Origin of the sequence: Pseudomonas versuta (assembly GCF_001294575.1) — a bacterium.
Lineage (GTDB): Bacteria > Pseudomonadota > Gammaproteobacteria > Pseudomonadales > Pseudomonadaceae > Aquipseudomonas > Aquipseudomonas versuta.
The window spans coordinates 2,383,085-2,406,313 of record NZ_CP012676.1 but is presented as its reverse complement, the minus strand read 5'-3'; the positions used below and the strand labels follow the sequence as shown (position 1 = coordinate 2,406,313).

Annotated in this window: 3 protein-coding genes; all 3 read left to right on the top strand. The window is 66.4% G+C overall.

From position 1 onward, the window contains the following. Positions 1 to 4: 4 nt before the first annotated feature. Genes AOC04_RS10550 through AOC04_RS10540 form a run of 3 tightly spaced genes read left to right on the top strand, consistent with a single transcriptional unit; the run spans position 5 to position 23,229 of the window. Positions 5 to 3,145, top strand: a complete 3,141-nt coding sequence (locus tag AOC04_RS10550) for a non-ribosomal peptide synthetase (protein ID WP_060693126.1) — start codon at positions 5 to 7, stop codon at positions 3,143 to 3,145. A 48-nt stretch (positions 3,146 to 3,193) separates the two neighbouring features. After that, entirely contained in the window at positions 3,194 to 10,918 is a 7,725-nt protein-coding gene (locus AOC04_RS10545) for a non-ribosomal peptide synthetase (RefSeq protein ID WP_060693124.1), read from the top strand. After that, the gene (locus AOC04_RS10540; RefSeq protein WP_060693122.1) at positions 10,915 to 23,229 is read left to right on the top strand and encodes a non-ribosomal peptide synthetase; all 12,315 of its coding nucleotides are present in this window, start codon (positions 10,915 to 10,917) and stop codon (positions 23,227 to 23,229) included. Before AOC04_RS10545 ends, AOC04_RS10540 begins: the two co-directional genes overlap by 4 nt.

Sequence of the window (23,229 nt, the reverse complement as noted above, 5' to 3'; positions counted from 1 at the left end):
TGCGATGAACGATTTGAGTCTTGATTTGAGCGCACCACAGACCCTGGCCCTGAGCCCCGAGCAGCGTGCCTGCCTGCTTGGCCATGATCCGGCCCGGGCTGATGCCGGCAGCCATCGGTTGCGCCTGGGGCTGAGCGCGGCACAGCTGCCGGCGGACATCCGGGCGGCGCTGCAACGCTATGGGGCAAGCCAGCCGATCCTCGGCACACGCTGGCTGCAAGTCACGGGGTTGCGTGGCTGGCGCCAGGCGGTGCCGAATCAGGGGGGCGCGGTGCGCTGGGTCGAACTGGACGCCATGGCACCGGCCTTGAACCTGGCCCCGGACGAAGTGCTGGCGGTCAGCCAGCGTGCCCTGGCCAACGGCGTGATCGAGCTGGAGTTTGTTGCCGCCGCCCTGGCCCTGGACCCGCCAAGCCTGGAGCAACTGGCCGCTGACGTATTGACGCTGGCCGGTGGTGAAACCCCTACAGTCAGCGAAGTGGGCTACGAACACTATGTGCAATGGCGCCAGGACATGGCCGCCGATGCTGATGCGGCCCAGGGCCGTGCCTATTGGCAGCACGAGCAGATCGATCCGGCCCGGGGCGACGCCTTGCGCCTGGGGCTGCATGGCAACCCTGCGCCGGCGCCGCGCCTGACCCTGCAGCTTGACGTGCCGTTGTCACGCCTGGACGGCGCCCGGGCCCTGGGGGACTTTCTCGGCCAACCGCTGGACTTCGTGTTGCAAGGCTTGTGGTGGGTGCTGCTGGGGCGCCTGAGCGGTCAGCGCAGTTTTGTGGCTGGCTGGTTGCACGATTGCCGCAGCGACTACGAGCACTTTGAAAACACCCTGGGCGTATTCGAAAAAGTCCTGCCGTTGCGGGTTGAACTGGACCCGGCGCGGCACTTCGCTCAATGGTTGCAACAGGCCGAAGAGCGTCTGGGCGATCATCTCGGCTGGCAGGAATACTGCCCGATCGAGGCGCCGGGCAGCGCCGCGCCGTTACAGGCGGGTTTCGTCTTTGAACAGGCGCGCATCGCACCGCAACAGGTGCATGCCTACCCGCATCGTCCGGCCTTCGACCTGCTGTTGAGCGCCCGGGTCTGGGACCAAAGCCTGTTACTCAATATCGAAGCCAATGGCGCGGCTTACAGCAGCGCCAGCCTCAAAGTGCTGCTCGAACAATATCGCACCCTGCTGCAACAACTGACGGGGGAGGGCGCCGTGCCCCTCGACGACCTGGAACCTGTAGGGGCGCAGGAGCGCCAGCGTCTGTTGAGCCTGGCCCCGCAGCAGCCGGTTGAGGACAGTGAAGGGCTGGCGCAGTGCCTGGCCCGGCATGCCCGGCAAACCCCGCTGGCCATTGCCCTCAGCGATGGCCGGCAGCGCCTGGACTACGCCGGCTTGCAGCAGACCGTCACGCGCATGGCCGGCTGGTTGCAGGGCCAGGGCGTGGGTGTCGGGCAATGTGTGGCCATCGAGACTGAGCGCTCGTTGCAAGGGGTGCTGCATATCCTCGCCGTGCTGGTGGCCGGCGCTTACTACTTGCCGCTGGAACCGGCCTGGCCTGCGGAGCGTCGCCACGATCTGTTGACCCGCGCCGAGCCGGCACTGGTGCTGTGCGATCCGGCGTCCAGCAGTGCCCGTGGCCCGTGGTCGAGCGCCAGTCTGGAGCAGGCGGGCAGGGATGCCGAGTTGCCGTTCCAGGCGCCGCAGCTGACGGACCGGCACCTGGCGTACCTGCTGTTTACTTCCGGCTCGACCGGGGCACCCAAGGGCGTGCTTGTGGAGCACGGCGCGCTGCGCAACTACGCGCGTTCGGCCAGCGCCGCGCTCGGGCTGCAAGCCGGTATGCGCCTGGCGCTGACCAGCCCGCTGAGCGTTGACCTGGGCCATACCTTGCTGTTCGGCGCCGGGCAAGTCGGTGCCGAACTGGTCATCGCCGCCGCGCACGATCTGGCCGATGGCGCGGCGTTCAGCCGCTTCCTGGTGCGTGAACGGCCGGACGTGGCGAAATTTGTGCCTTCGCATCTGGCGGCCCTGCTCGAAGGGCATACGCCGCCGTTGCCCGGGACCCTGATCCTCGGTGGCGAAGCCACGCCCAGGCGGCTGGTGGAGCAACTGTTTGCCCGGGCGCCGGGCTTGCGTCTGTTCAACCACTACGGGCCCACCGAAACCACGGTCGGCGTGCTGTTTCACCCGCTGCGGGCCGACGCGCCGGACCGCGACGAGCGGGTACCGCTGAGCGGCGTCCTCGACGGCAACCGCGTATACCTGCTCGACCATCGCTTGCGTCTGGTGCCCACCGGGGCAGTGGGCGAGTTGTACATCGGCGGCGCCCAACTGTGCCGTGGCTACCTGGGCGAAGCCAGCGCCGAGCGCTTTATCGACGATCCGTTCCACGCGGGCCAGCGCCTGTATCGCTCCGGCGACCTGGGCCGCTACCGGGCCGAGGGCGGCTTGCAACTGATTGGCCGCCAGGACCACCAGATCAAACTGCGCGGGCAGCGCATCGAGCTGGGTGAAGTCGAGGCAGCGCTGCTGGCCTTGCCCGGGGTCGAGCAGGCCGTGGCCCGGTTGTGGTCACCCGGCGAAGGCGCGGCCAGCCTGATCGCCTATGTGGTGCTCGGCGCGGATGCTGCTGACGGGGCCCTGGAACAGTTGCCGCAGGCCCTGGCCGCACGCCTGCCTGAAGCACTGTGCCCGGCGCGCTTGCTGCCCATGCCGAGCCTGCCCCGTCTGGCCAATGGCAAAGTCGAGCGCGCTGCCTTGCCCGACCCGGGGCAGTTGTTGCACCGCCAACCGGTGCGTGAGCCGACCAGCGAACTGCAAGCCTGCCTGCGCGACGCCATGGCTGAACTGCTGGACTGTGCGCCCTCTGCTCTGGGGGTGGACCACGACTTCTTTGAAGCCGGCGGTCACTCGTTGCTGGTGATCAAGCTGGTGGCGCGTCTGCGTTCCCTGTTCAAGATCGAAGTCGCTCCCGGTCTGGTGTTCGACCATCCCAGCGCCACCGGGCTGGCCGAGGCGCTGGGCGAGCTTGGCGAACCGTTGCAGCTGGAAAAGATCGCTCGCCTGCGCCGCGAGCTCGACAGCCTCAGCGACCAGCAGCGCGCCGAGCTGCTGGCCAAGGCTCGCGCCGCCCGGGGCCTGGCGGCCCACTGACAACAGGCCGGCGCAGGCCGGCTTTTTTTATTCCGCACTGGATTGACCATGACCGATTTTGACCGCGACCAATTGCTTGCCCTGTTACTTGATGATGACGCGCCGGCCGCACCCGCCGGGCCGGGCCGACGCACCGGGGATGGGCCGGCGCCGCTGTCATTCGCCCAGCGCCGCTTGTGGTTTCTCCAGCAGTACGAGCTACAGAGCCCGGCCTACAACTCGGCCCGGGCGCTACGCATTAAGGGCCGGCCGGATGTCGGGGCGTTGCAGGCCGCCTTGCGCCGCCTGATCGAGCGCCACGCCAGCCTGCGCACCCGCTTCGTGCTGGTCGATGAGCAGCCCATGCAGGTCATCGAGCCCGCGGTGGATTTCCACCTGGAATGCGTGACCCTGGCGACCGGCGCCGACTTGCAAGCCGAACTGCGTCAGCGGGTTGCCGTGCCGTTTGACCTTGATCGTGCACCGTTGCTGCGGGCCAGCCTGTTGTGCGACGGCGAGGGGGCGGTGTTACTGCTGTGCCTGCACCACATCGTTGCCGATGCCTGGTCCAACCCGCTGCTGATTGCCGACCTGGGCCGGGCCTATGCCGCGGCCCTGGACGGCAATGACCGGGCGTTGCCGGGTTTGCCCCTGGAGTACGCCGACTACGCGACCTGGCAGCGTCAGCACTTTGCTGGCCAGGGCGCCGCTGAAGGCCAGGCGTACTGGCGCCAGTACCTGGGCCAGGACGTGCCGGTGCTGGAGCTGCCCAGTGACCGTGCGCGCAGCGCAGCGCCACGCCTGCAAGCCGCGCGGCATGATATCCGGCTGCCGGACGCTTTGGCCCGGGCGGTGCGTGAAGGGTGCCGGGCACAACATTGCTCGCCATTCGTGCTGCTACTGGCGGCCTGGCAAGTGCTGCTGGCGCGCTACAGCGGCCAGCGTGATTTCGCGGTCGGCGTGCCCAACGCCGCACGCAGCCATGCCCAAGTCCAGGACATTGTCGGTTTCTTCGTCAACACCCAGGTCTATCGTGCCCGGCTCGATTCGCAACTGACCACCCGCGCGCTGTGCCGCCGCCTGCGCGATGAAAGCCGGATGGCCCTGCAGCACTCGGACTTTCCCTTCGAGTGCGTGCTGGACGGCCTCAACCTGACCCGCGACTTGCGCCATAGCGCACTGTTCCAGGTGCTGTTCAACTTCCGCCATTCCCGCGATGCCCAGCCCTTGCAGCTGCCGGGGCTGGAGGTGCAGGTGCTGGATAGCGAGCTGGAGAGCGCGCGTTTCGACCTGACCCTGGACGTTATCGCCAGCCCTGACGGCATCGATTGCCGTCTGGAGTATGTGACAGAACTCTACGACGCCCCGACCATCCAGCGCCTCGGCCAGCACCTGTGCCAGCTGTTGCAGGGCATGCTCGCCACGCCTGACCGCTCGGTGTTCAGCCTGCCATTGCTGGACGCTGGCGAGCAGGCGCAACTCAATACCTGGAACGCCACAGCCAGCCGCTACCCCGAGTATCCGAACCTTCCCGCCTTGATTGCCGAACAGGTGCGGGCCACCCCCGAGGCCCTGGCGCTGGTGTATGGCGACACGCAGCTGAGCTATGGCGAACTGGATGCCCGTGCCAATCAGCTGGCCCACTGGTTGCTCGGCCAGGGCGTTGGCCCGGATGTACCGGTGGCGGTGTGCGCCGAGCGCTCCGTGGAACTGGTGGTGGCACTGCTGGGGGTGATCAAGGCCGGTGGTGCGTACTTGCCACTGGACCCGGATCTGCCGCTTGAGCGTCTGCAAGGGATGCTGGCCGACAGCGGCAGCCCGTTGTTGCTGACCCAGAAACATCTATTGAGCACGTGGTCCGGCGCTGCCGGTGTACCGGTCCATGCATTGGAAAACCTGCCGCTTGCGATTCAGCCGCAGATCGCGCTGCAGGTCGATATCGGCCCGGAAAACCTCGTGTACTGCCTGTACACCTCCGGCTCCACCGGCAAGCCCAAGGCCGTCGGTAACCGTCACGCCGGGCTGCTCAATCGCCTGCAATGGATGCAGGCCGAATACGGCCTGAATGCCAGCGACCGGGTGCTGCAAAAAACCCCTTACAGTTTCGATGTGTCGGTGTGGGAGTTCTTCTGGCCGCTGCTCAGCGGTGCCGCGCTGGTGATGGCACCGCCCAGCGCGCACCGTGATCCGCAGGCCTTGCGTGAACTGATCGTCGAGCACGGCATCACTACTTTGCACTTCGTGCCGTCGATGCTGCAGGCGTTCGTCTCGGCCGGTGAACTGGCGCTTTGTACGTCGCTGAAACGGATTATTTGCAGCGGCGAAGCCCTGCCTGCGCAGTTGCAGCGTCAGGTGCTGGGGCAAACCAGCAGTGAATTGCACAACCTGTATGGCCCGACCGAAGCGGCCATCGACGTCACCTCATGGGCCTGTCGCGAGGACGGCAACAGCGTGCCGATCGGGCGTCCGATCGCCAATACGCAAATCCATATTCTCGACACCGATCTCAACCCGGTGCCGGTGGGCGTGGCGGGGGAGTTGTACATCGCCGGGATTAATCTGGCGCGGGGTTATCAGGGCCGTGCAGCCCTGACTGCCGAACGCTTTGTCGCCAATCCCTATGGGGCGCCCGGCGAACGGATGTACCGCAGTGGCGATCTGGCGCGCTGGCGTGCCGATGGCGCCATCGACTACCTGGGGCGCCTCGATCATCAGGTCAAGTTGCGCGGTCTGCGTATCGAACTGGGGGAGATTGAAGCGCTGTTACTGAGCCACGCCAATGTCCGGGAAAGCGTGGTCATTGCCCGCGACGACAAGCTGATCGGCTACTGGGTGGGGGATGCCACGGATGAGGATGCACTCAAGGCCCATCTGGCCCGTCACCTTCCGGAATACATGGTGCCGTGGCGTCTGGTGCAGCTGGATGCCATGCCGCTGTCGGCCAACGGCAAGCTGGACCGCAAGCTACTGCCACAGCCCCAAGGGCCGGTGACTGAAGACTATGCGGCACCCAGCAGCGAAATCGAACGGATCCTGGCAAGCATCTGGGCCGAGGTATTGGGTCAAGAACAGGTTGGGATCAGCGACAATTTCTTCGAACTGGGGGGCGACTCCATCCTGTCCCTGCAGGTGATCAGCCGGATGCGCCGTGCCGGTTGGCAGCTCAATCCTCGCGACCTTTTTGAGCATCAAACCATCGCTGCCCTGGCCCGGGTCGCTGTGCCTCTGGAGCAGGCCAGCCGGGACAGTGGCCCGGTTCAGGGCGCAGCCCCCGTGACACCGATCCAGGCACACTTTTTCGCCCAGGCGGTGCCGGTTGCGGGCCACTGGAACCAGGCGTTACTGCTACGACCGCTGCAAATCCTGGAGCCCGCTGCGCTGAGCGAGGCACTGGCGGCGCTGTTCGTCCATCACGATGCCCTGCGCCTGCAATTTCAACAGGTGGACGGGCAATGGAGCGCCAGCCATGGTAATGGCGCCCCCTCCTTGCTGGAGTGCCGGACCCTGGGCCGTCCCGAGGCGATCAGTGCCGTCTGCGAAGAGGCCCAGCGCGGTTTTCAATTGGACCGGGGCCCGCTGTTCAAGGCCGTGCTGATGCAACTGGGCGATGGCCAGCAACGGTTGTTGCTGGTGGCCCATCACCTGGTGGTGGACGGCGTGTCCTGGCGCATCCTGCTCGAAGACCTGGCGCAGCTCTACAGCCAGGCGCTGGCCGGTTCATCGCTGCGCCTGGCTGCGCGTACCAGCAGCTTCAAGGCCTGGGGCGAGCACCTCGCAAGCTGGCAGCGCCAAGGCCTGGGCGACAGCGAGCTGGCTTACTGGCAGGCGTATGCCGAGACCGCGCCAACCCCGTTGCGGGTGCCGCGCCCGCAAGGCAGCCGTGCCCTCGGCGCGACGGCCCGGGTGCAGGTGCAGCTCGACCCGGCGCGGACCCGCGCCTTGCTGGGCGCGGCCCACGGTGCCTATCGCACGCGGATCGACGAACTGCTGCTGGCCGGGCTGGCCCGGACCCTGTGCCAGTGGAGCGGCCAACCGGCGCTGGATATCCTTCTGGAAAGTCACGGCCGCACCCCGGGGCCCAATGCCCCGGCCGAGCTGGACCTGAGCCGCAGCGTCGGCTGGTTCACTGCCCTGTACCCGTTGCAACTGGCGCCCGGCAACGGCTCAGCGGCCGAAGCGATCAAGGCGATCAAGGAGCAAGTGCGCCAGGTACCCGGCCAGGGCCTGGGCTACGGCGTGTTGCGCTATCTGGGCGAGGATGATCTGGCCCGCCGGCTGGCGGCCCGCACGGCACCGCAAATCACCTTCAACTACCTGGGGCAGTTCGACCCGGGCCGCCTGGCCGACGGCCTGTTCGACTGGGCCGGGGAAAGCCTGGGCGCGTCCCTGGACCCGGGCGCCGATGCCGACAGCGAATGGGTGATCACCGGCCAGGTGCGCGACGGCTGCCTGCAACTGAGCTGGCGCTATGGCTGCGAGCGCTTCGACAGCGAGCTGGTGCAAGGCCTGGCCGAGGACTATCTGGCGAGCCTGGGCACTCTGATCGACCATTGCCTGAGCCCCGGCGCTGCGGGTGTCACACCTTCGGATTTCCCGCTGGCGAGCGTCAGCCAGGCACAACTGGATGCACTGCCGGTGGCCGCCGCCGACCTCGAAGACCTTTACCCCTTGTCGCCGCTGCAACAGGGCATGCTGTTTCACGCTGTGCAAGGCGCCACGGGCAGTGCCTATGTCAATCAGGTCTGTGTGCCATTGAACGATGTTGATGGCCCGCGTTTCGCCGCAGCCTGGGAGCAGGTCAGCAATGAGCACGCGATCCTGCGGGCCGGTTTCGCCTGGGAAGGCGACTTGCCCCAGCCCCTGCAATGGATCCATCGCCAGTTGCCATCGCCGGTGCGCCACCTCGACTGGCGTGCACGCGGCGCCGAACAGGCGCGCCTGGAACTGGCCGAACTGGCCGATGCCGAGCGCGACCAGGGCTTCGACCTGCGCCGACCACCGCTGCAACGGGTGTTGCTGGTACGCCTGGGCGAAAGCGCTTACCAATTGATCTGGACCCGCCATCACATCCTGCTCGACGGCTGGGCCACGGCCCGCCTGATCGAAGAGGTGCTGTTGCATTACCGTGGTGAAACGCCCGCTGCCAGCGCCAGCCGCTACCGCGATTACCTGGCCTGGCTGGGCCGTCAGGATGCCACCCTGAGCCAGGACTTCTGGAGCGAACAACTGCGCCAGCTGGAGCAACCGACCCTGCTGGCCGATGCCTTGCCGGCAGTCCCGGCGCGGGCCGGGCATGGCGACCTGCGGCTGCAACTGGACCGGGATGCGACCTCGGCGCTGGGGGCATTTGCCCGGCGCGAGCGGGTGACCCTGAACACCTTGCTCCAGGGAGCCTGGAGCCTGTTGTTGCAACGCTACAGCGGGCAGCGCAGCGTGGCTTTCGGCGCCACCGTGGCCGGGCGTCCGACTGCGCTGGCCGATGCCGAGCGGGTGCTGGGGCTGTTCATCAATACCTTGCCGATCATTCAGGCGCCCGGGCCGCAGCGTTTGTTGGGGGACTGGCTGCGTGAACTGCAATCGCTGAACCTGGCGGTGCGCGAGCATGAGCACACGCCGCTGTTCGATATCCAGCGCTGGGCCGGGCAGGGCGGCCGGGCGCTGTTCGACAGCGTGCTGGTGTTCGAGAACTACCCGGTGGACAGCGCCTTGCGCAGCGGCAGCGGCGTGCAATTCGGCAAGGTGATTTCCCGGGAAACCACCCATTACCCGCTGACCGTGGTGATCCACGCGGGCGACACCCTGGACCTGCAATTGAGTTACCTGCTGGGTGCTTTCGACGCGGCCAGCGTGGCTCGCCTCGGGGAGCATTTACAGAACCTGCTGCTGGCTATGGCAGCCCGGGCGCAGGGGCCGTCAACGGTCCGCCTTGGCCAGTTGCAAATGCTCGATAACGTGGAGCAACGGCAGCTCTCGGCGTGGAATGCCACCGGGGTCGACTATGCGCAGTACGCGAGCTTGCCAGCCTTGATCGCCGAACAGGTGCGGGCCACTCCGGATGCGCTGGCGCTGGTGCATGGCGACACGCGTCTGAGCTATGGCGAACTGGATGCCCGGGCCAATCAGCTGGCCCACTGGTTGCAGGGTCGGGGCGTGGGCCCGGACGTGCCGGTGGCGGTGTGCGCCGAGCGCTCCGTGGAATTGGTGGTGGCACTGTTGGGGGTGATCAAGGCCGGTGGCGCGTATCTGCCGCTGGACCCGGACCACCCGCGGGAGCGTTTGCAAGGGATGCTGGCCGACAGCGGCAGCCCGTTGTTGCTGACTCAAGCACACCTGCTGGACAGTTGGTCCGGCGCTGTCGGTGTACCGGTCCATGCATTGGAAAACCTGGCGCTGGCGGCTCAGCCGCAGACTGCACCCAAGGTCGATATCAACCCGGAAAACCTGGTGTACTGCCTGTACACCTCGGGTTCCACCGGCAAGCCCAAGGCCGTCGGTAACCGCCACGCCGGGTTGCTCAATCGTTTGCAATGGATGCAGGCCGAATACGGCCTGAACGCCAGCGACCGGGTGCTGCAAAAAACCCCTTACAGCTTCGACGTCTCGGTCTGGGAGTTCTTCTGGCCGCTGCTCAGCGGCGCGGCACTGGTGATGGCGCCACCCGGTGCCCACCGTGATCCGCAGGCCTTGCGTGAACTGATCGTCGCGCACGGCATCACCACTTTGCACTTCGTGCCGTCGATGTTGCAGGCGTTCGTCTCGGCCGGTGAACTGCCGATTTGTACTTCGCTGAAACGGATTATTTGCAGCGGCGAAGCCCTGCCTGCGGAGTTGCAGCGTCAGGTGCTGGGGCAAACCGCCAGCGAGTTGCACAACCTGTATGGCCCGACCGAAGCGGCCATCGACGTGACGTCCTGGGCCTGTCGCGAGGACGGCAGCAGCGTGCCGATCGGGCGTCCGATCGCCAATACGCAAATCCATATTCTCGATGCCGATCTCAACCCGGTGCCGGTGGGTGTGGCGGGGGAGCTGTACATCGCCGGGGTCAATCTGGCCCGGGGTTATCAGGGCCGTCCGGGGCTGACTGCCGAACGCTTTGTCGCTAACCCCTATGGTGCTCCCGGCGAGCGCATGTACCGCAGTGGCGACCTGGCGCGCTGGCGCGCCGATGGCGCTATCGACTACCTGGGACGCCTCGATCATCAGGTCAAGTTGCGCGGCCAGCGCATTGAGCTGGGCGAGATCGAAGCAGTGTTGCTGGCCCATGCCGCGGTGCGCGAATGCGTAGTGGTGGCGCGGGACAATCAACTGCTCGGTTACTGGGTCGGCACCGAGGCCGATGAAGCCGCGCTTAAATTTCATCTGGGGCAGCACGTTCCTGAATACATGGTGCCGTGGCGATTATTGCAATTGCCGGCGATGCCGCTCTCGGCCAACGGCAAACTGGATCGCAAGCAGTTACCGCAGGTCGAGGCGCAGGCCGCTGCCACTGGCTATGTCGAACCCCGCAATGACGCCGAGCGCGCGCTGGCCAGAATCTGGTCCGAGGTGCTGGGTGTGGAGCGGGTCGGTGTGACGGATGATTTTTTCGAGCTGGGCGGGCATTCGCTGCTGGCGACCCGCCTGGCCTCGCAGATTCGCCACCAGTTAGGCGTACAGATTCACCTCGGCGCGGTGTTCGACACCCCGACGGTCGAGGCGCTTGCTCGGCACCTGGAGCACATTCCGGCGCACGCCCCCGAAGACGAGATGGACGCCATGACCCAATTGCTGAATGAACTGGAGCGCATTGAATGAATGACCTGAGCCAAGCCCACGGCCCCAGCCACCGTGACGATCCGTTGCGCCCGCTGGCCGAACGGCTCAATGCACTTCCAGGTGAAAAGCAGCGGCTGTTCCTGCAACAGCTGCGGGAAAAAGGCATTGATGCCCGGCGTCTGCCAATCGTCCCGGCACTCGCCGGGGCTGCGGGCGCGCTGTCCTACAGCCAGCACCGACTGTGGCTGCTGTGGCAACTGGAACCGACCGCCAGCGCTTATCACATTACCGGCGGGCTGCAACTCACCGGGGAATTGAACGAGGCGGCGCTGGAGGCTGCCCTGGCCGACATCGTCGCCCGTCACGCGGTACTGCGCAGCGACTTTCCCGAAGAGGGCGGCGAGCCCCGGGTGCGGGTACATGGCGCCACTGAACACGGGCTGATCCTCGCCCGCGAAGACCTCAGCGAGGTGTCAGACCGGGCCCGGGACGCCGCCTTGACGCGCCTGGCCCAGGATCAGGCGCGGCAACCCTTCGACCTGACCCTGGGGCCGTTGCTGCGCCTGTGCCTGGTGCGTTGCGCCGAGCAGCGCCACGCCTTGCTGGTGACGATGCATCACATCGTCGCCGACGGTGTGTCGGTGGAGTTGTTTGTCCAGGAACTGGCCTGTGGTTATGCCCGCCACTTGCGGGGCGAGGCCAGCCCGTTGCCCGGCCTCGATGTGCAATACAGCGATTACGCGCGCTGGCAGCGGCTGTGGCTGGAGTCCGGCGAGAGCGAGCAGCAGCTGGCGTATTGGCGTGAGCGCCTGGGCAGTGAGGAGCCGGTGCTGGAATTGCCGGCGGACCACTTGCGTCCCGGTTTGCCCAGCTATCGCGGGGCGCGGGTCGGCAAGGTATTGGCGGATGCCACCAGCACCCGCTTGCGCCAGTTTGCCCGTAGCCAGCAGGCCACGCCGTTCATGGTTCTGCTCGCGGCCTACGGCGTGTGGCTCAGCCGCCTGTGCGGTCAGGCGCAGGTGCGGGTCGGGATCCCGGTGGCCAATCGTCAGGCGCAGGCGACCCAAGGCTTGATCGGCTGCTTCGTCAACACTCAGGTCTGGCCGCTGCAAGTGTCGCGCCGCGAAGCCTTTATCGACCAGCTCAAGGCTGTGCGTGAGCAAGCCTTGCAAGCCCAGGCCCATCAGGACCTGCCCTTCGAACAATTGGTCGAGGCGTTGCAACCCCAGCGCAGCCTTGGTCGCAACCCGCTGTTCCAGGTGCTGTTCAATCACTTGCAGCGTGGCGACAGCCAGCTGCAGGCAGGCGGGCTGGTGTTCGAGCGCCTGGATCAGGCCGCCGAAACCGCCCAGCTGGACCTGGCCCTGACCACCGAAGAAACCCCTCAGGGGCAGATCACGGCCACCTTCAGTTACGCCACCGACCTGTTCGAAGCGTCCACCGTGCACGGCTGGCACACGCATTTTCTGTACCTGCTCGAGCAATTACTGGAGCAACCCGAACGCCCGCTGCATGAACTGCCGCCGCTGACGACGGCGGAGCAACAGCAACTCGCAAGCTGGAATGCGACCCGCGAAGATTACCCGCAGTACCCGAGCCTGCCAGCCTTGATCGCCGAGCAGGTGCGGGCCACCCCCGACGCCCTGGCGCTGGTGTATGGCGACACGCAGCTGAGCTATGGCGAACTGGATGCCCGGGCCAATCAACTGGCCCATTGGCTGCAAGCTCAGGGCGTCGGCCCGGATGTACCGGTGGCGGTGTGCGCCGAGCGCTCCGTGGAATTGGTGGTGGCGCTATTGGGGGTGATCAAGGCCGGTGGTGCGTACTTGCCACTGGACCCGGATCACCCGCAAGAGCGCCTGCAAGGGATGCTGGCCGACAGTGGCAGCCCATTGTTGCTGACCCAGAAACATCTATTGAGCACGTGGTCCGGCGCTGCCGGTGTACCGGTATATGCACTGGAAACCTTGCCGCTGCCGATGCAGCCGCAGACCGCGCCGCAGGTCGATATCGGCCTGGAAAACCTCGTGTACTGCCTGTACACCTCCGGCTCCACCGGCAAGCCCAAGGCCGTCGGTAACCGTCACGCCGGGCTGCTCAATCGCCTGCAATGGATGCAGGCCGAATACGGCCTGAATGCCAGCGACCGGGTGCTGCAAAAAACCCCTTACAGTTTCGATGTGTCGGTGTGGGAGTTCTTCTGGCCGCTGCTCAGCGGTGCCGCGCTGGTGATGGCACCGCCCAGCGCGCACCGTGATCCGCAGGCCTTGCGTGAACTGATCGTCGAGCACGGCATCACTACTTTGCACTTCGTGCCGTCGATGCTGCAGGCGTTCGTCTCGGCCGGTGAACTGGCGCTTTGTACGTCGCTGAAACGGATTATTTGCAGCGGCGAAGCCCTGCCTGCGGAGTTGCAGCGTCAGGTGCTGGGGCAAACCAGCAGTGAATTGCACAACCTGTATGGCCCGACCGAAGCGGCCATCGACGTCACCTCATGGGCCTGTCGCGAGGACGGCAACAGCGTGCCGATCGGGCGTCCGATCGCCAATACGCAAATCCATATTCTCGACACCGATCTCAACCCGGTGCCGGTGGGCGTGGCGGGGGAGTTGTACATCGCCGGGATTAATCTGGCGCGGGGTTATCAGGGCCGTGCAGCCCTGACTGCCGAACGCTTTGTCGCCAATCCCTATGGGGCGCCCGGCGAACGGATGTACCGCAGTGGCGATCTGGCGCGCTGGCGTGCCGATGGCGCCATCGACTACCTGGGGCGCCTCGATCATCAGGTCAAGTTGCGCGGTCTGCGTATCGAACTGGGGGAGATTGAAGCGCTGTTGCTGAGCCACGCCAATGTCCGGGAAAGCGTGGTCATTGCCCGCGACGACAAGCTGATCGGCTACTGGGTGGGGGATGCCACCGAAGAGGATGCACTCAAGGCCCATCTGGCCCGTCACCTTCCTGAATACATGGTGCCGTGGCGTTTGGTGCAGCTGGATGCCATGCCGCTGTCGGCCAACGGCAAGCTCGACCGCAAACAGTTGCCACAGCCCCAAGGGCCGGTGACTGAAGACTATGTGGCGCCCGGCAGCGCAATCGAGCAGACCCTGGCGACCATCTGGGCCGAGGTGCTGGGCCAGGATCAGGTAGGACTGGGCGACAACTTCTTCGAACTGGGGGGCGATTCCATCCTGTCCTTGCAAGTGATCAGCCGGGTGCGTCAGGCCGGCTGGCAACTGAGCCCCCGTGACCTGTTCCTGCACCCGACGCTGGCGGCCCTGGCCCAGGCGGCGCGCAGCGTGACTCAGGGAGGCGAGCTGGAGCAGGCGGTAACGGTCGGGCCGGCGCCGCTGACGCCGATCCAGGCATATTTTTTCAGCCAGGACATCCCGCAGCGTCAGCACTGGAACCAGTCGGCTTTGCTGCGCCCGCTGCAGGCCCTGCAAGTCGAACCCCTGCGCGCCAGTCTGGCGGCGCTGGCCGAACAGCATGCCAGCCTGCGCCTGCGTTACGGGCAGGATGCCCGGGGCGTCTGGCAACAAGACTACACCGCGCATTGCGCCGAGGACTGGCTGGTGGAGGTGGATGCCCCGGACACCGAGGTATTCCTGCGCGAGGCCGAGCGCTTGCAGGCCAGTCTGGACCTTGCCCGGGGGCCTCTGTTGCGCGCTGCCTTGTTGACCCTAGACGACGGCAGCCAGCGTCTGTTGATCGTGGTTCATCACCTGGTGGTGGACGGCGTGTCCTGGCGTGTCCTGGTGGAAGATTTGCAGCAAGCCTATCGCCAACTGACGGCAGGCCAGCGCGTGACCCTGGCACCGGTGGGGGCCAGCTTCGCCCTGTGGGGCCAGCGCTTGCAGGCGTTCGCCGCCAGCCCGGCGCTGCTCGATGAACTGGACTACTGGTGCGCGCAGACTGCAGGGCAGCCGCTAATGGCCTTGGGCAGTGAGGGCCAGGCCGTGGAGCGCCGCCTGCGCCTGCCGGCGGAACTGACCCGGCGCCTGCAAAAAGAGGCGCCGGCGGCCTATCGCACGCGTCTGGATGAATTGTTGCTGGTGGCACTGGCGCGGGTCCTGTGCCGCCAAAGCGCACAGGACTGCCTGAGCGTCGAGCTCGAAGGCCATGGCCGCGATGCGTTGCCCGCACCGTTCGGCGATGGGCTGGATATCGAACGCAGCGTTGGCTGGTTCACCAGCCTGTACCCGGTACGTCTGAGCCCGGGTACGGGCGATCTGGGCTCGGCGATCAAGGCGGTCAAGGAGCAGCTGCGTCAGGTGCCGAACAAGGGCATCGGCTACGGCGCGCTACGCTATCTCGGCCCGGCGTCTGCCCGGGCAGTGCTTGACGGGCAGGCCCGGCCGCAGGTGATGTTCAACTACCTGGGGCAGTACGACACCAGCCTTGACGGCCAGCGCCTGTTTGCCCTGGCCGGCGAACCCCAGGGCCGCCAGCGCGACGATGCTGCCCCCCTGAGCCATGCCTTGACCCTCAACGCCCGCCTGGTGGAAGGCCAGTTGCAATTCGACGGCCGGGCCGATGCCCGGCACTACAGCGTTTCGCAACTGCAAAGCCTTCTTGATGACCTGCGTGCCGAACTGAGCTTGCTCGCCGCTTATTGTCTGGTCCCGCAAAACGCCGCGCTGACCCCGACCGATGTGCCGCTGGCGGGCTTGAGCCAGGCCCGGCTCGACGGCCTGCCCCTGGCAGCCCGCGACGTCGAGGACCTGTATCCGCTGTCGCCGCTGCAACAGGGGCTGCTGTTCCACACCCTGCAAGGGGATGCCCGGGCGGCCTACGTCAACCAGATCGACGTGGTGCTTGACGGTCTGGACCCGCAACGCTTCCTGCAGGCCTGGGAAACCACCGTCCAGCAACACCCGACCCTGCGCAGCCTGTTCCTCTGGGAGCACGGGCTCGATACGCCGTTGCAAGCGGTGTTGCGCCGTGGCCCGGCCGTAGCGCAGTTGCATGACGCCCGCGGGCTCAGCCAGCAAGCCCTGGATGATTGGGCCCGGGCTGAGCGCGCCGAAGGTTTCGACCTGACACGTTTGCCGCTGCAACGGGTGCAGTTGCTACGTCTGGATGCCACTCGCTGCCGCATGATCTGGACCTTCCACCACATCCTGCTGGACGGCTGGAGCAGCGCGCGACTGATCAGCGAAGTGCTGCAACATTACGCCGGTGAACGGCCGCGGGCGCCGCGCAGCCAGTACCGCGATTACATCGCCTGGCTCGGTGCCCAGGATGGGCAGGCGGCCCAGGCCTGGTGGCAAGGGCGTCTGGCAACCCTGGATGGCCCGACCCTGCTGGCCCAGAGCCTGCCGGCCCGGGACACCCAGGGCCTTGACGAAACCCCGGGCCACGGGGTGATTCGCGGCGGCCTGTCGGTGGCTGACAGCCAGCGGCTGCGCCAGTTTGCCCGGCGTCAGCGGGTCACCCTCAACACCCTGGTGCAGGGCGCGTGGACCCTGCTGCTGCAAACCTATACCGGCCAGTCCCGGGTGGTGTTCGGCACCACGGTATCGGGCCGTCCTGCAGCCCTGGATGATGCCGAAGCGGTGGTCGGCCTGTTCATCAATACCGTGCCGGTGATCGCTGGCGGTGCGCCGGCACAGGCGGTGGGCGACTGGTTGCGCGAGCTGCAGGCCTGCAGCGCCGATGCCGGCGAGTTCGAGCACACCCCGCTGGCCGACATCCAGCGTTGGGCGGGCCTGAGCGGGCAGAGCCTGTTCGACAGCCTGCTGGTGTTCGAGAACTACCCGGTCGATCACGCCATGCGCCAGCGCAGCGGGGTGCGCATCGAAGCTTCCAGCACCCTTGAAGCCACCCACTATCCATTGTCCCTGGCGATCTTCGCCGGTGACACGCTGGACATCAGCTTCGGCTACCGTCGTGATGCTTTCGCCCCTGAGCGGGTCGAGGCCCTGGCCGGACATCTGCAGCAGCTGTTGCTTGGCCTGTGTGCCGATGCGCTGCAGCCGTTGGCAGCGCTTAGCCCGCTGAGCGCTGCTGAACAAGCTCAACTCATGGCCTGGAGCCGCTCGGACTACGCGGCCCCGGCCTTCAGCAGTGTGCAGCAGCGTATCGCCGCCCACGCCGCGGCCGATCCGCAGCGTATTGCGCTGATTTGCGAAGGGCAGCACTTGAGCCGTGGCGAACTGGAGCAGCAGGCCAACCGTCTGGCCCACGCCTTGATCGCTCGCGGTGTCGGGCCCGAGGTTCGGGTCGGCGTCGCCTTGCAGCGTTCCAACCGCCTGCTGGTGGCGTTGCTGGCGGTGGCCAAGGCCGGCGCAGCCTTTGTGCCCCTGGCCCTGGATTATCCGCGCGAACGTCTGGGCTTCGTCCTGGCCGACAGCGGCATGAGCCTGTTGCTCACCGAACAGATGGCCCTCGATCGCCTGCCGCAAACCCCGGGCCTGGCCATGCTCGACCTCGACCGGCTGGATCTGGACACCTACAGCGACCAGCCCCCCGGCGTCGAGGTGCATGCACAGAATCTTGCGTACCTGATCTACACCTCCGGCTCCAGCGGCACGCCCAAAGGCGTGGCCGTGGCCCATGGGCCGTTGGCCATGCATTGCGATGCCACCGCGCCGCTGTATGACATGAGTGCCGAGTCCCGCGAGTTTCACTTTATCTCCTTCGCCTTCGACGGTGCCCATGAGCGCTGGCTGACCGCGCTGACCTGCGGTGCCAGCCTGGTGCTGCGCGACGAAGAGCTGTGGTCCCCGGCGCGCACCTTGCAGACCCTGCAAGAGCAGCAGGTCACCAACGCCGGCTTCCCGCCGGTGTATCTGACCCAGCTGGCCGCCGAAGCCCGGACCCGGGGGCATGCCCCGGCGCTGGACCTGTACTCCTTCGGCGGCGAAGCCATGCCCCAGGCCAATTTCGAGCGGATCCGCCAGACCCTGGCGCCGCGCACCCTGATCAATGGCTACGGCCCGACCGAAACCGTGGTCACGCCGCTGGTGTGGAAGGTGCCGGCCAGCCAGGCCTGCCTGTCGGCCTACGCGCCCATCGGCCGTCCTGTCGGCGACCGTCGTGCCTACATTCTCGACGCACGCCTGCAACCGGTGCCGCTCGGGGTCAGTGGCGAGCTGTACCTGGGCGGCACTGGTCTGGCTCGGGAATATCACGGACGCGCGGCCATGAGCGCCGAGCGTTTTGTGCCTGACCCGTTCGGTGCGCCGGGGGCGCGCATGTACCGCACCGGCGACCGTGTGTTGTGGGGTGCCGAAGGGGTGATCGAATACGTCGGCCGTATCGATCAGCAAATCAAGATCCGTGGTTATCGCATCGAGCCCGGGGAGGTCGAGGCGCATATCCAGCAACATCCGCAGGTCGAGACGTGCGTGGTGCTAGCGTTGCCTTCACCCACCGGGCCACGACTGGTCGCTTATGGCGTGGCAACCACGCCAGCCGATGAGCCGGGCCTGGAGACGCGGGTCAAGCAAGCCCTGGCCGGGCATTTGCCGGACTACATGATTCCGGCCCGGCTGATCTGGCTGGCGCAATTGCCGGTGACGCCGAACGGCAAGCTCGACCGGGCGGCCTTGCCCACCCCGGACTGGCAGGTGCAGGACGGCGAATTCGTCGCGCCCCTGGGCGAGGTGCAAACCTTGCTGGCCGGGATCTGGCAGCAGTTGCTGGGTATGCAACGGGTCGGCGCCAGCGACAACTTTTTTGAACTGGGCGGCGATTCAATCGTGTCCCTGCAACTGGTGGGTCGTGCCCGTCAGGCCGGGGTGCTGTTGACCCCCAAAGATGTGTTCGAACAACAGACCATCCGCGCCCTGGCCCAGGTGGCCAGGGTTGCGCCGGGCGTTGATCGGGCACAGGGTCCGGTGGCCGGGGCGGCGGCCCTGACGCCGATCCAGGCCTGGTTCTTTGAGAGCCCGATCCCGGTTCGCCAGCACTGGAACCAGTCGGTATTGCTGCAACCGCGCGAAAGCCTCGACCCGCGGCTGCTGGAGCGTGCCCTGCAAGCGCTGGTGGCCCAGCACGATGCCTTGCGCCTGCGCTTTGCCCGGGACGCGCAGGGTGTGTGGCAGCAGAGTCACGCCGACACCGCTGCGGTCCCCCTTGAGCAGGTCCAGGTCACCACCCCGGCCCAACTGGCCAGTGTCTGCAGCATCGTCCAGGCCGGCTTGAACCTGAGTGAAGGCCCGCTGTTGCGTGGCCTGTTGCTGGACACCGGGGATGGCCAGCGGCTGTTGCTGGCCGCCCATCACCTGGTGGTGGACGGGGTGTCCTGGCGCATTCTGCTGGAAGACTTGCAGCGCGCTTATGGCCAGTTGCAGGCCGGGCAGGCGCTGGACCTTGGCAACAAGAGCAGTGCTTTCCAGCGCTGGGGCGAAGTGCTCCAGGCGCAGGTGCCGGTGCGTCTGGCCGAGCTGGACTTCTGGCGCGCCACACTGGCGCCGGGGGCGGTCAGCCTGCCCGTGCTGGACCCGGCCGGCAGTCGTCGCCGCGACCAGGTGCGCGAGTGCCAGGTACGGCTGGACGAGCCATTGACCCGCCAGTTATTGACCCGGGCCCCTCAGGCCTATCGCAGCCGCGTTGATGAACTGTTGCTGACGGCGCTGGCCCGGGCGGTGCTGCGTGAGACCGCTGGCGAAAGCGTACTGGTGGGCCTGGAGGGTCATGGTCGTGAAGTGCCGTTGGACTGTCCCGACGTTGACCTGAGCCGCAGTGTGGGCTGGTTTACCAGCCTGTATCCGGTGCGTCTGCAAACTGACCCGGCCGCTGCTGCGGGTGCGGCAATTCGCGGGATCAAGGAGCAACTGCGCCAGGTGCCCGATCAGGGGATGGGTTACGGCCTGCTGCGCTATCTCGGCGAGCCCTGGGTGCGCGCCGAACTGGCTGGCGCCGCGCAGCCGTCGATCACCTTTAACTATCTGGGGCAGACCGATCGGGGCCTGGATCACCGGGCCTTGTTCAGCATCGCCGCCGAGCGCGGCGGTGACGATCAGGCGGCGGACGCCCCGCTGGGCAACGAGTTGATCATCAATGCCCAGGTGCGCCAGGGTCAATTGCAGATGAACTGGCAATACAGCAGCGCGCGCCTGTCCACGGCCTGGGTCGAGCGTGTGGCCGCAGCGTGCCGGGAGGAGTTGCAAGGCTTGATCGAGCATTGCCTGAGCCCCGACGCGCAACGCTTCACCCCGTCGGACTTCCCGCTGGCGAGGCTGGATCAGGCCGCGCTGGAGCGTCTGCAACTGCCCGCCGACACCGAGTTGCTCTATCCGCTGACGCCGCTGCAGCAGGGCATGTTGTTCCATGCCTTGCAGGCTCCCGGCGAAAGCCATTATCTCAACCAGTTGAGCCTGGCCATCGACGGCCTCGACGCCACGCGCTTCGCTCAGGCCTGGGACAGCACCGTGGCCCGGCATGACGTGTTGCGCACCCGGTTCCTCTGGGAGGGGCTGAGCCAGCCGTTGCAAGCGGTGCGCCGCAGCGTGCCGTCGCCGGTGCGCCTGCTTGACTGGCGCGAGCGCAGCGACCGGGTCACGGCGGTCGAGGATCTGGCCCGCGAAGAGCGCGAGGACGGTTTCGACCTTGGCCAGGCGCCTTTGCTGCGGGTGTTGCTGGTACGCCTGGAAGAACAGCGCTACCAATTGATTTTGAGCAGTCATCACTTGTTGCTCGATGGCTGGAGCTCGTCGCGGCTGATCGCCGAGGTTTTGCAGCACTACCGCGCAACACCACCCGGCGAAGTGGCAGGGCGTTACATCGATTACGTGCAGTGGCTGCAACAGCGTGACCCGGCGCAGTGTCAGGCCTTCTGGCGTGAGCGTCTGGCCGGGCTGGACGCGCCGACTCTGCTGGCCACTAGTGTGGACGGCGTGGCCCTTGGCAGCGGTCACCGCCAGCACCACTGGCAGTGCGACGCGCAGCAGACGGCCCGCCTGATCGCCATTGCCCGCCGCGAGCGGGTGACCCTCAATACGCTGGTGCAAGGTGCCTGGAGCCTGTTGCTGCAACGCTACAGCGGGCAGGCCACCGTGGCGTTTGGCGCCACGGTGGCCGGACGTCCGGCGCAACTGGCGGATGCCGAACGTACCCTGGGGCTGTTCATCAACACCTTGCCGGTGATTCAGACGCCACCGGCGCAACAACCTCTGGGCGACTGGCTGCGCCAGTTGCAGGCTTTCAACAGCGCGTTGCGCGAGCATGAACATACGCCTCTGTTCGAGATTCAGGGCTGGGCCGGGCAGGGCGGACAGGCCCTGTTCGACACCTTGCTGGTGTTCGAAAACTATCCGGTGGAACAGGCCCTTGGCGAGGCCAGCGGCTTGCGGTTCTCGCCGCTTCAGCGCCACGAAACCACGCACTACCCGCTGACCCTGGTGATCCATGCCGGTGCGCAGTTGCAGATCGAATTCAGCTATCGCCTGGATGCCTTTACCGAGGCCGACGTGGTGCGCTTCAGCGAACACCTTGGCGGGCTGCTGCAACAGTTCGAAGACAGCTCCCGGCCCTTGGCCAGCCTGACATTGCTGAGCCCGGGCGAGACCCGCCAGATTCAAACGTGGAATGCCACCGGGGTCGACTATGCACAGTACGCGAGCCTGCCAGCCCTGATCGCGGAGCAGGTGCGGGCCACTCCGGATGCGCTGGCACTGGTATTTGGCGATACGCGTCTGAGCTATGGCGAACTGGATGCCCGGGCCAATCAGCTGGCGCACTGGTTGCAGGTGCGGGGCGTAGGCCCGGACGTGCCGGTGGCGGTGTGCGCCGAGCGCTCCGTGGAACTGGTGGTTGCACTGTTGGGGGTGATCAAGGCCGGTGGCGCGTATCTGCCGCTGGACCCGGACCACCCGCGAGAGCGCTTGCAAGGGATGCTGGCCGACAGCGGCAGCCCGTTGTTGCTGACTCAAGCACACCTGCTGGACAGTTGGTCCGGCGCTGCTTGCGTGCCGCCGCATGCACTGGAAAACCTGGCGCTGGCGACTCAGCCGCAGACCGCACCGCAGGTCAATATCTGCCCGGAAAACCTCGTCTATTGCCTGTACACCTCCGGCTCCACCGGTAAGCCCAAGGCCGTCGGTAACCGTCACGCCGGGCTGCTCAATCGACTGCAATGGATGCAGGCTGAATACGCTTTGAACGCCAGCGACCGCGTGCTGCAAAAGACCCCTTACAGCTTCGACGTCTCGGTCTGGGAGTTCTTCTGGCCGCTGCTCAGCGGCGCGGCACTGGTGATGGCGCCACCCGGTGCTCACCGTGATCCGCAGGCCTTGCGTGAACTGATCGTCGAGCACGGCATCACCACGCTGCACTTCGTGCCGTCGATGCTGCAGGCGTTCGTCTCGGCGGGTGAACTGGCGCGTTGTACTTCGCTGAAACGGATCATATGCAGTGGCGAAGCCCTGCCTGCGGAGTTGCAGCGTCAGGTGCTGGAGCAAACCGCCAGCGAGTTGCACAACCTCTACGGCCCGACCGAAGCGGCCATCGACGTCACCTCCTGGGCCTGCCGCGAGGACGGCAGCAGCGTGCCGATCGGACGTCCGATCGCCAATACGCAAATCCATATTCTCGATGCCGATCTCAACCCGGTGCCGGTGGGCGTGGCAGGGGAGTTGTACATCGCCGGGGTCAATCTGGCCCGGGGTTATCTGGGCCGTCCGGGGCTGACTGCCGAACGCTTTGTCGCCAATCCCTATGGTGAGCCCGGCGAACGGATGTACCGCAGTGGCGACCTGGCGCGCTGGCGTGCCGATGGTGCCATCGACTACCTGGGGCGCCTCGATCATCAGGTCAAGTTGCGCGGCCAGCGCATTGAGCTGGGCGAGATCGAAGCAGTGTTGCTGGCCCATGCCGCGGTGCGCGAATGCGTGGTGGTGGCGCGGGACAATCAACTGCTCGGTTACTGGGTCGGCACCGAGGCCGACGAAGCCGCGCTTAAATTTCACCTGGGGCAGCACGTTCCTGAATACATGGTGCCGTGGCGCTTGCTGCAATTGCCGGCGATGCCGCTCTCGGCCAACGGCAAGCTGGACCGCAAACAGTTGCCGCAACCCGAAGGGCCGGGCGCGAGCAGCGGCCATGTAGCGCCGGGCAGCGATGCCGAGCGGGCGCTGGTCGACATCTGGCTTGAAGTTCTGGGGCTGGAGCAGATCGGCGTCACCGACAGTTTCTTCGAGCTGGGCGGGCACTCGCTGAGCGTCATGCAAGTGCGCGCCCAACTGCAACAACGCCACGGCTGTCACCTGCCAATCAACGCCTTCTTCGATCACGTCACCGTGCAGAAGTTGGCCCTACAGCTGCCGGGCGATTTGTTCGCCGCGGCGGTCGAGCATCGCGAGCGCCTGGATGACATGGCCCGCTGGCTGGATGAAATCGAGGTTTGA

Excerpts from the sequence above, each read along its gene's own strand:
- AOC04_RS10550 (WP_060693126.1), top strand. The coding sequence starts at position 5 with ATGAACGATTTGAGTCTTGATTTGAGCGCACCACAGACCCTGGCCCTG.
- AOC04_RS10545 (WP_060693124.1), top strand. The coding sequence starts at position 3,194 with ATGACCGATTTTGACCGCGACCAATTGCTTGCCCTGTTACTTGATGAT.
- AOC04_RS10540 (WP_060693122.1), top strand. The coding sequence starts at position 10,915 with ATGAATGACCTGAGCCAAGCCCACGGCCCCAGCCACCGTGACGATCCG.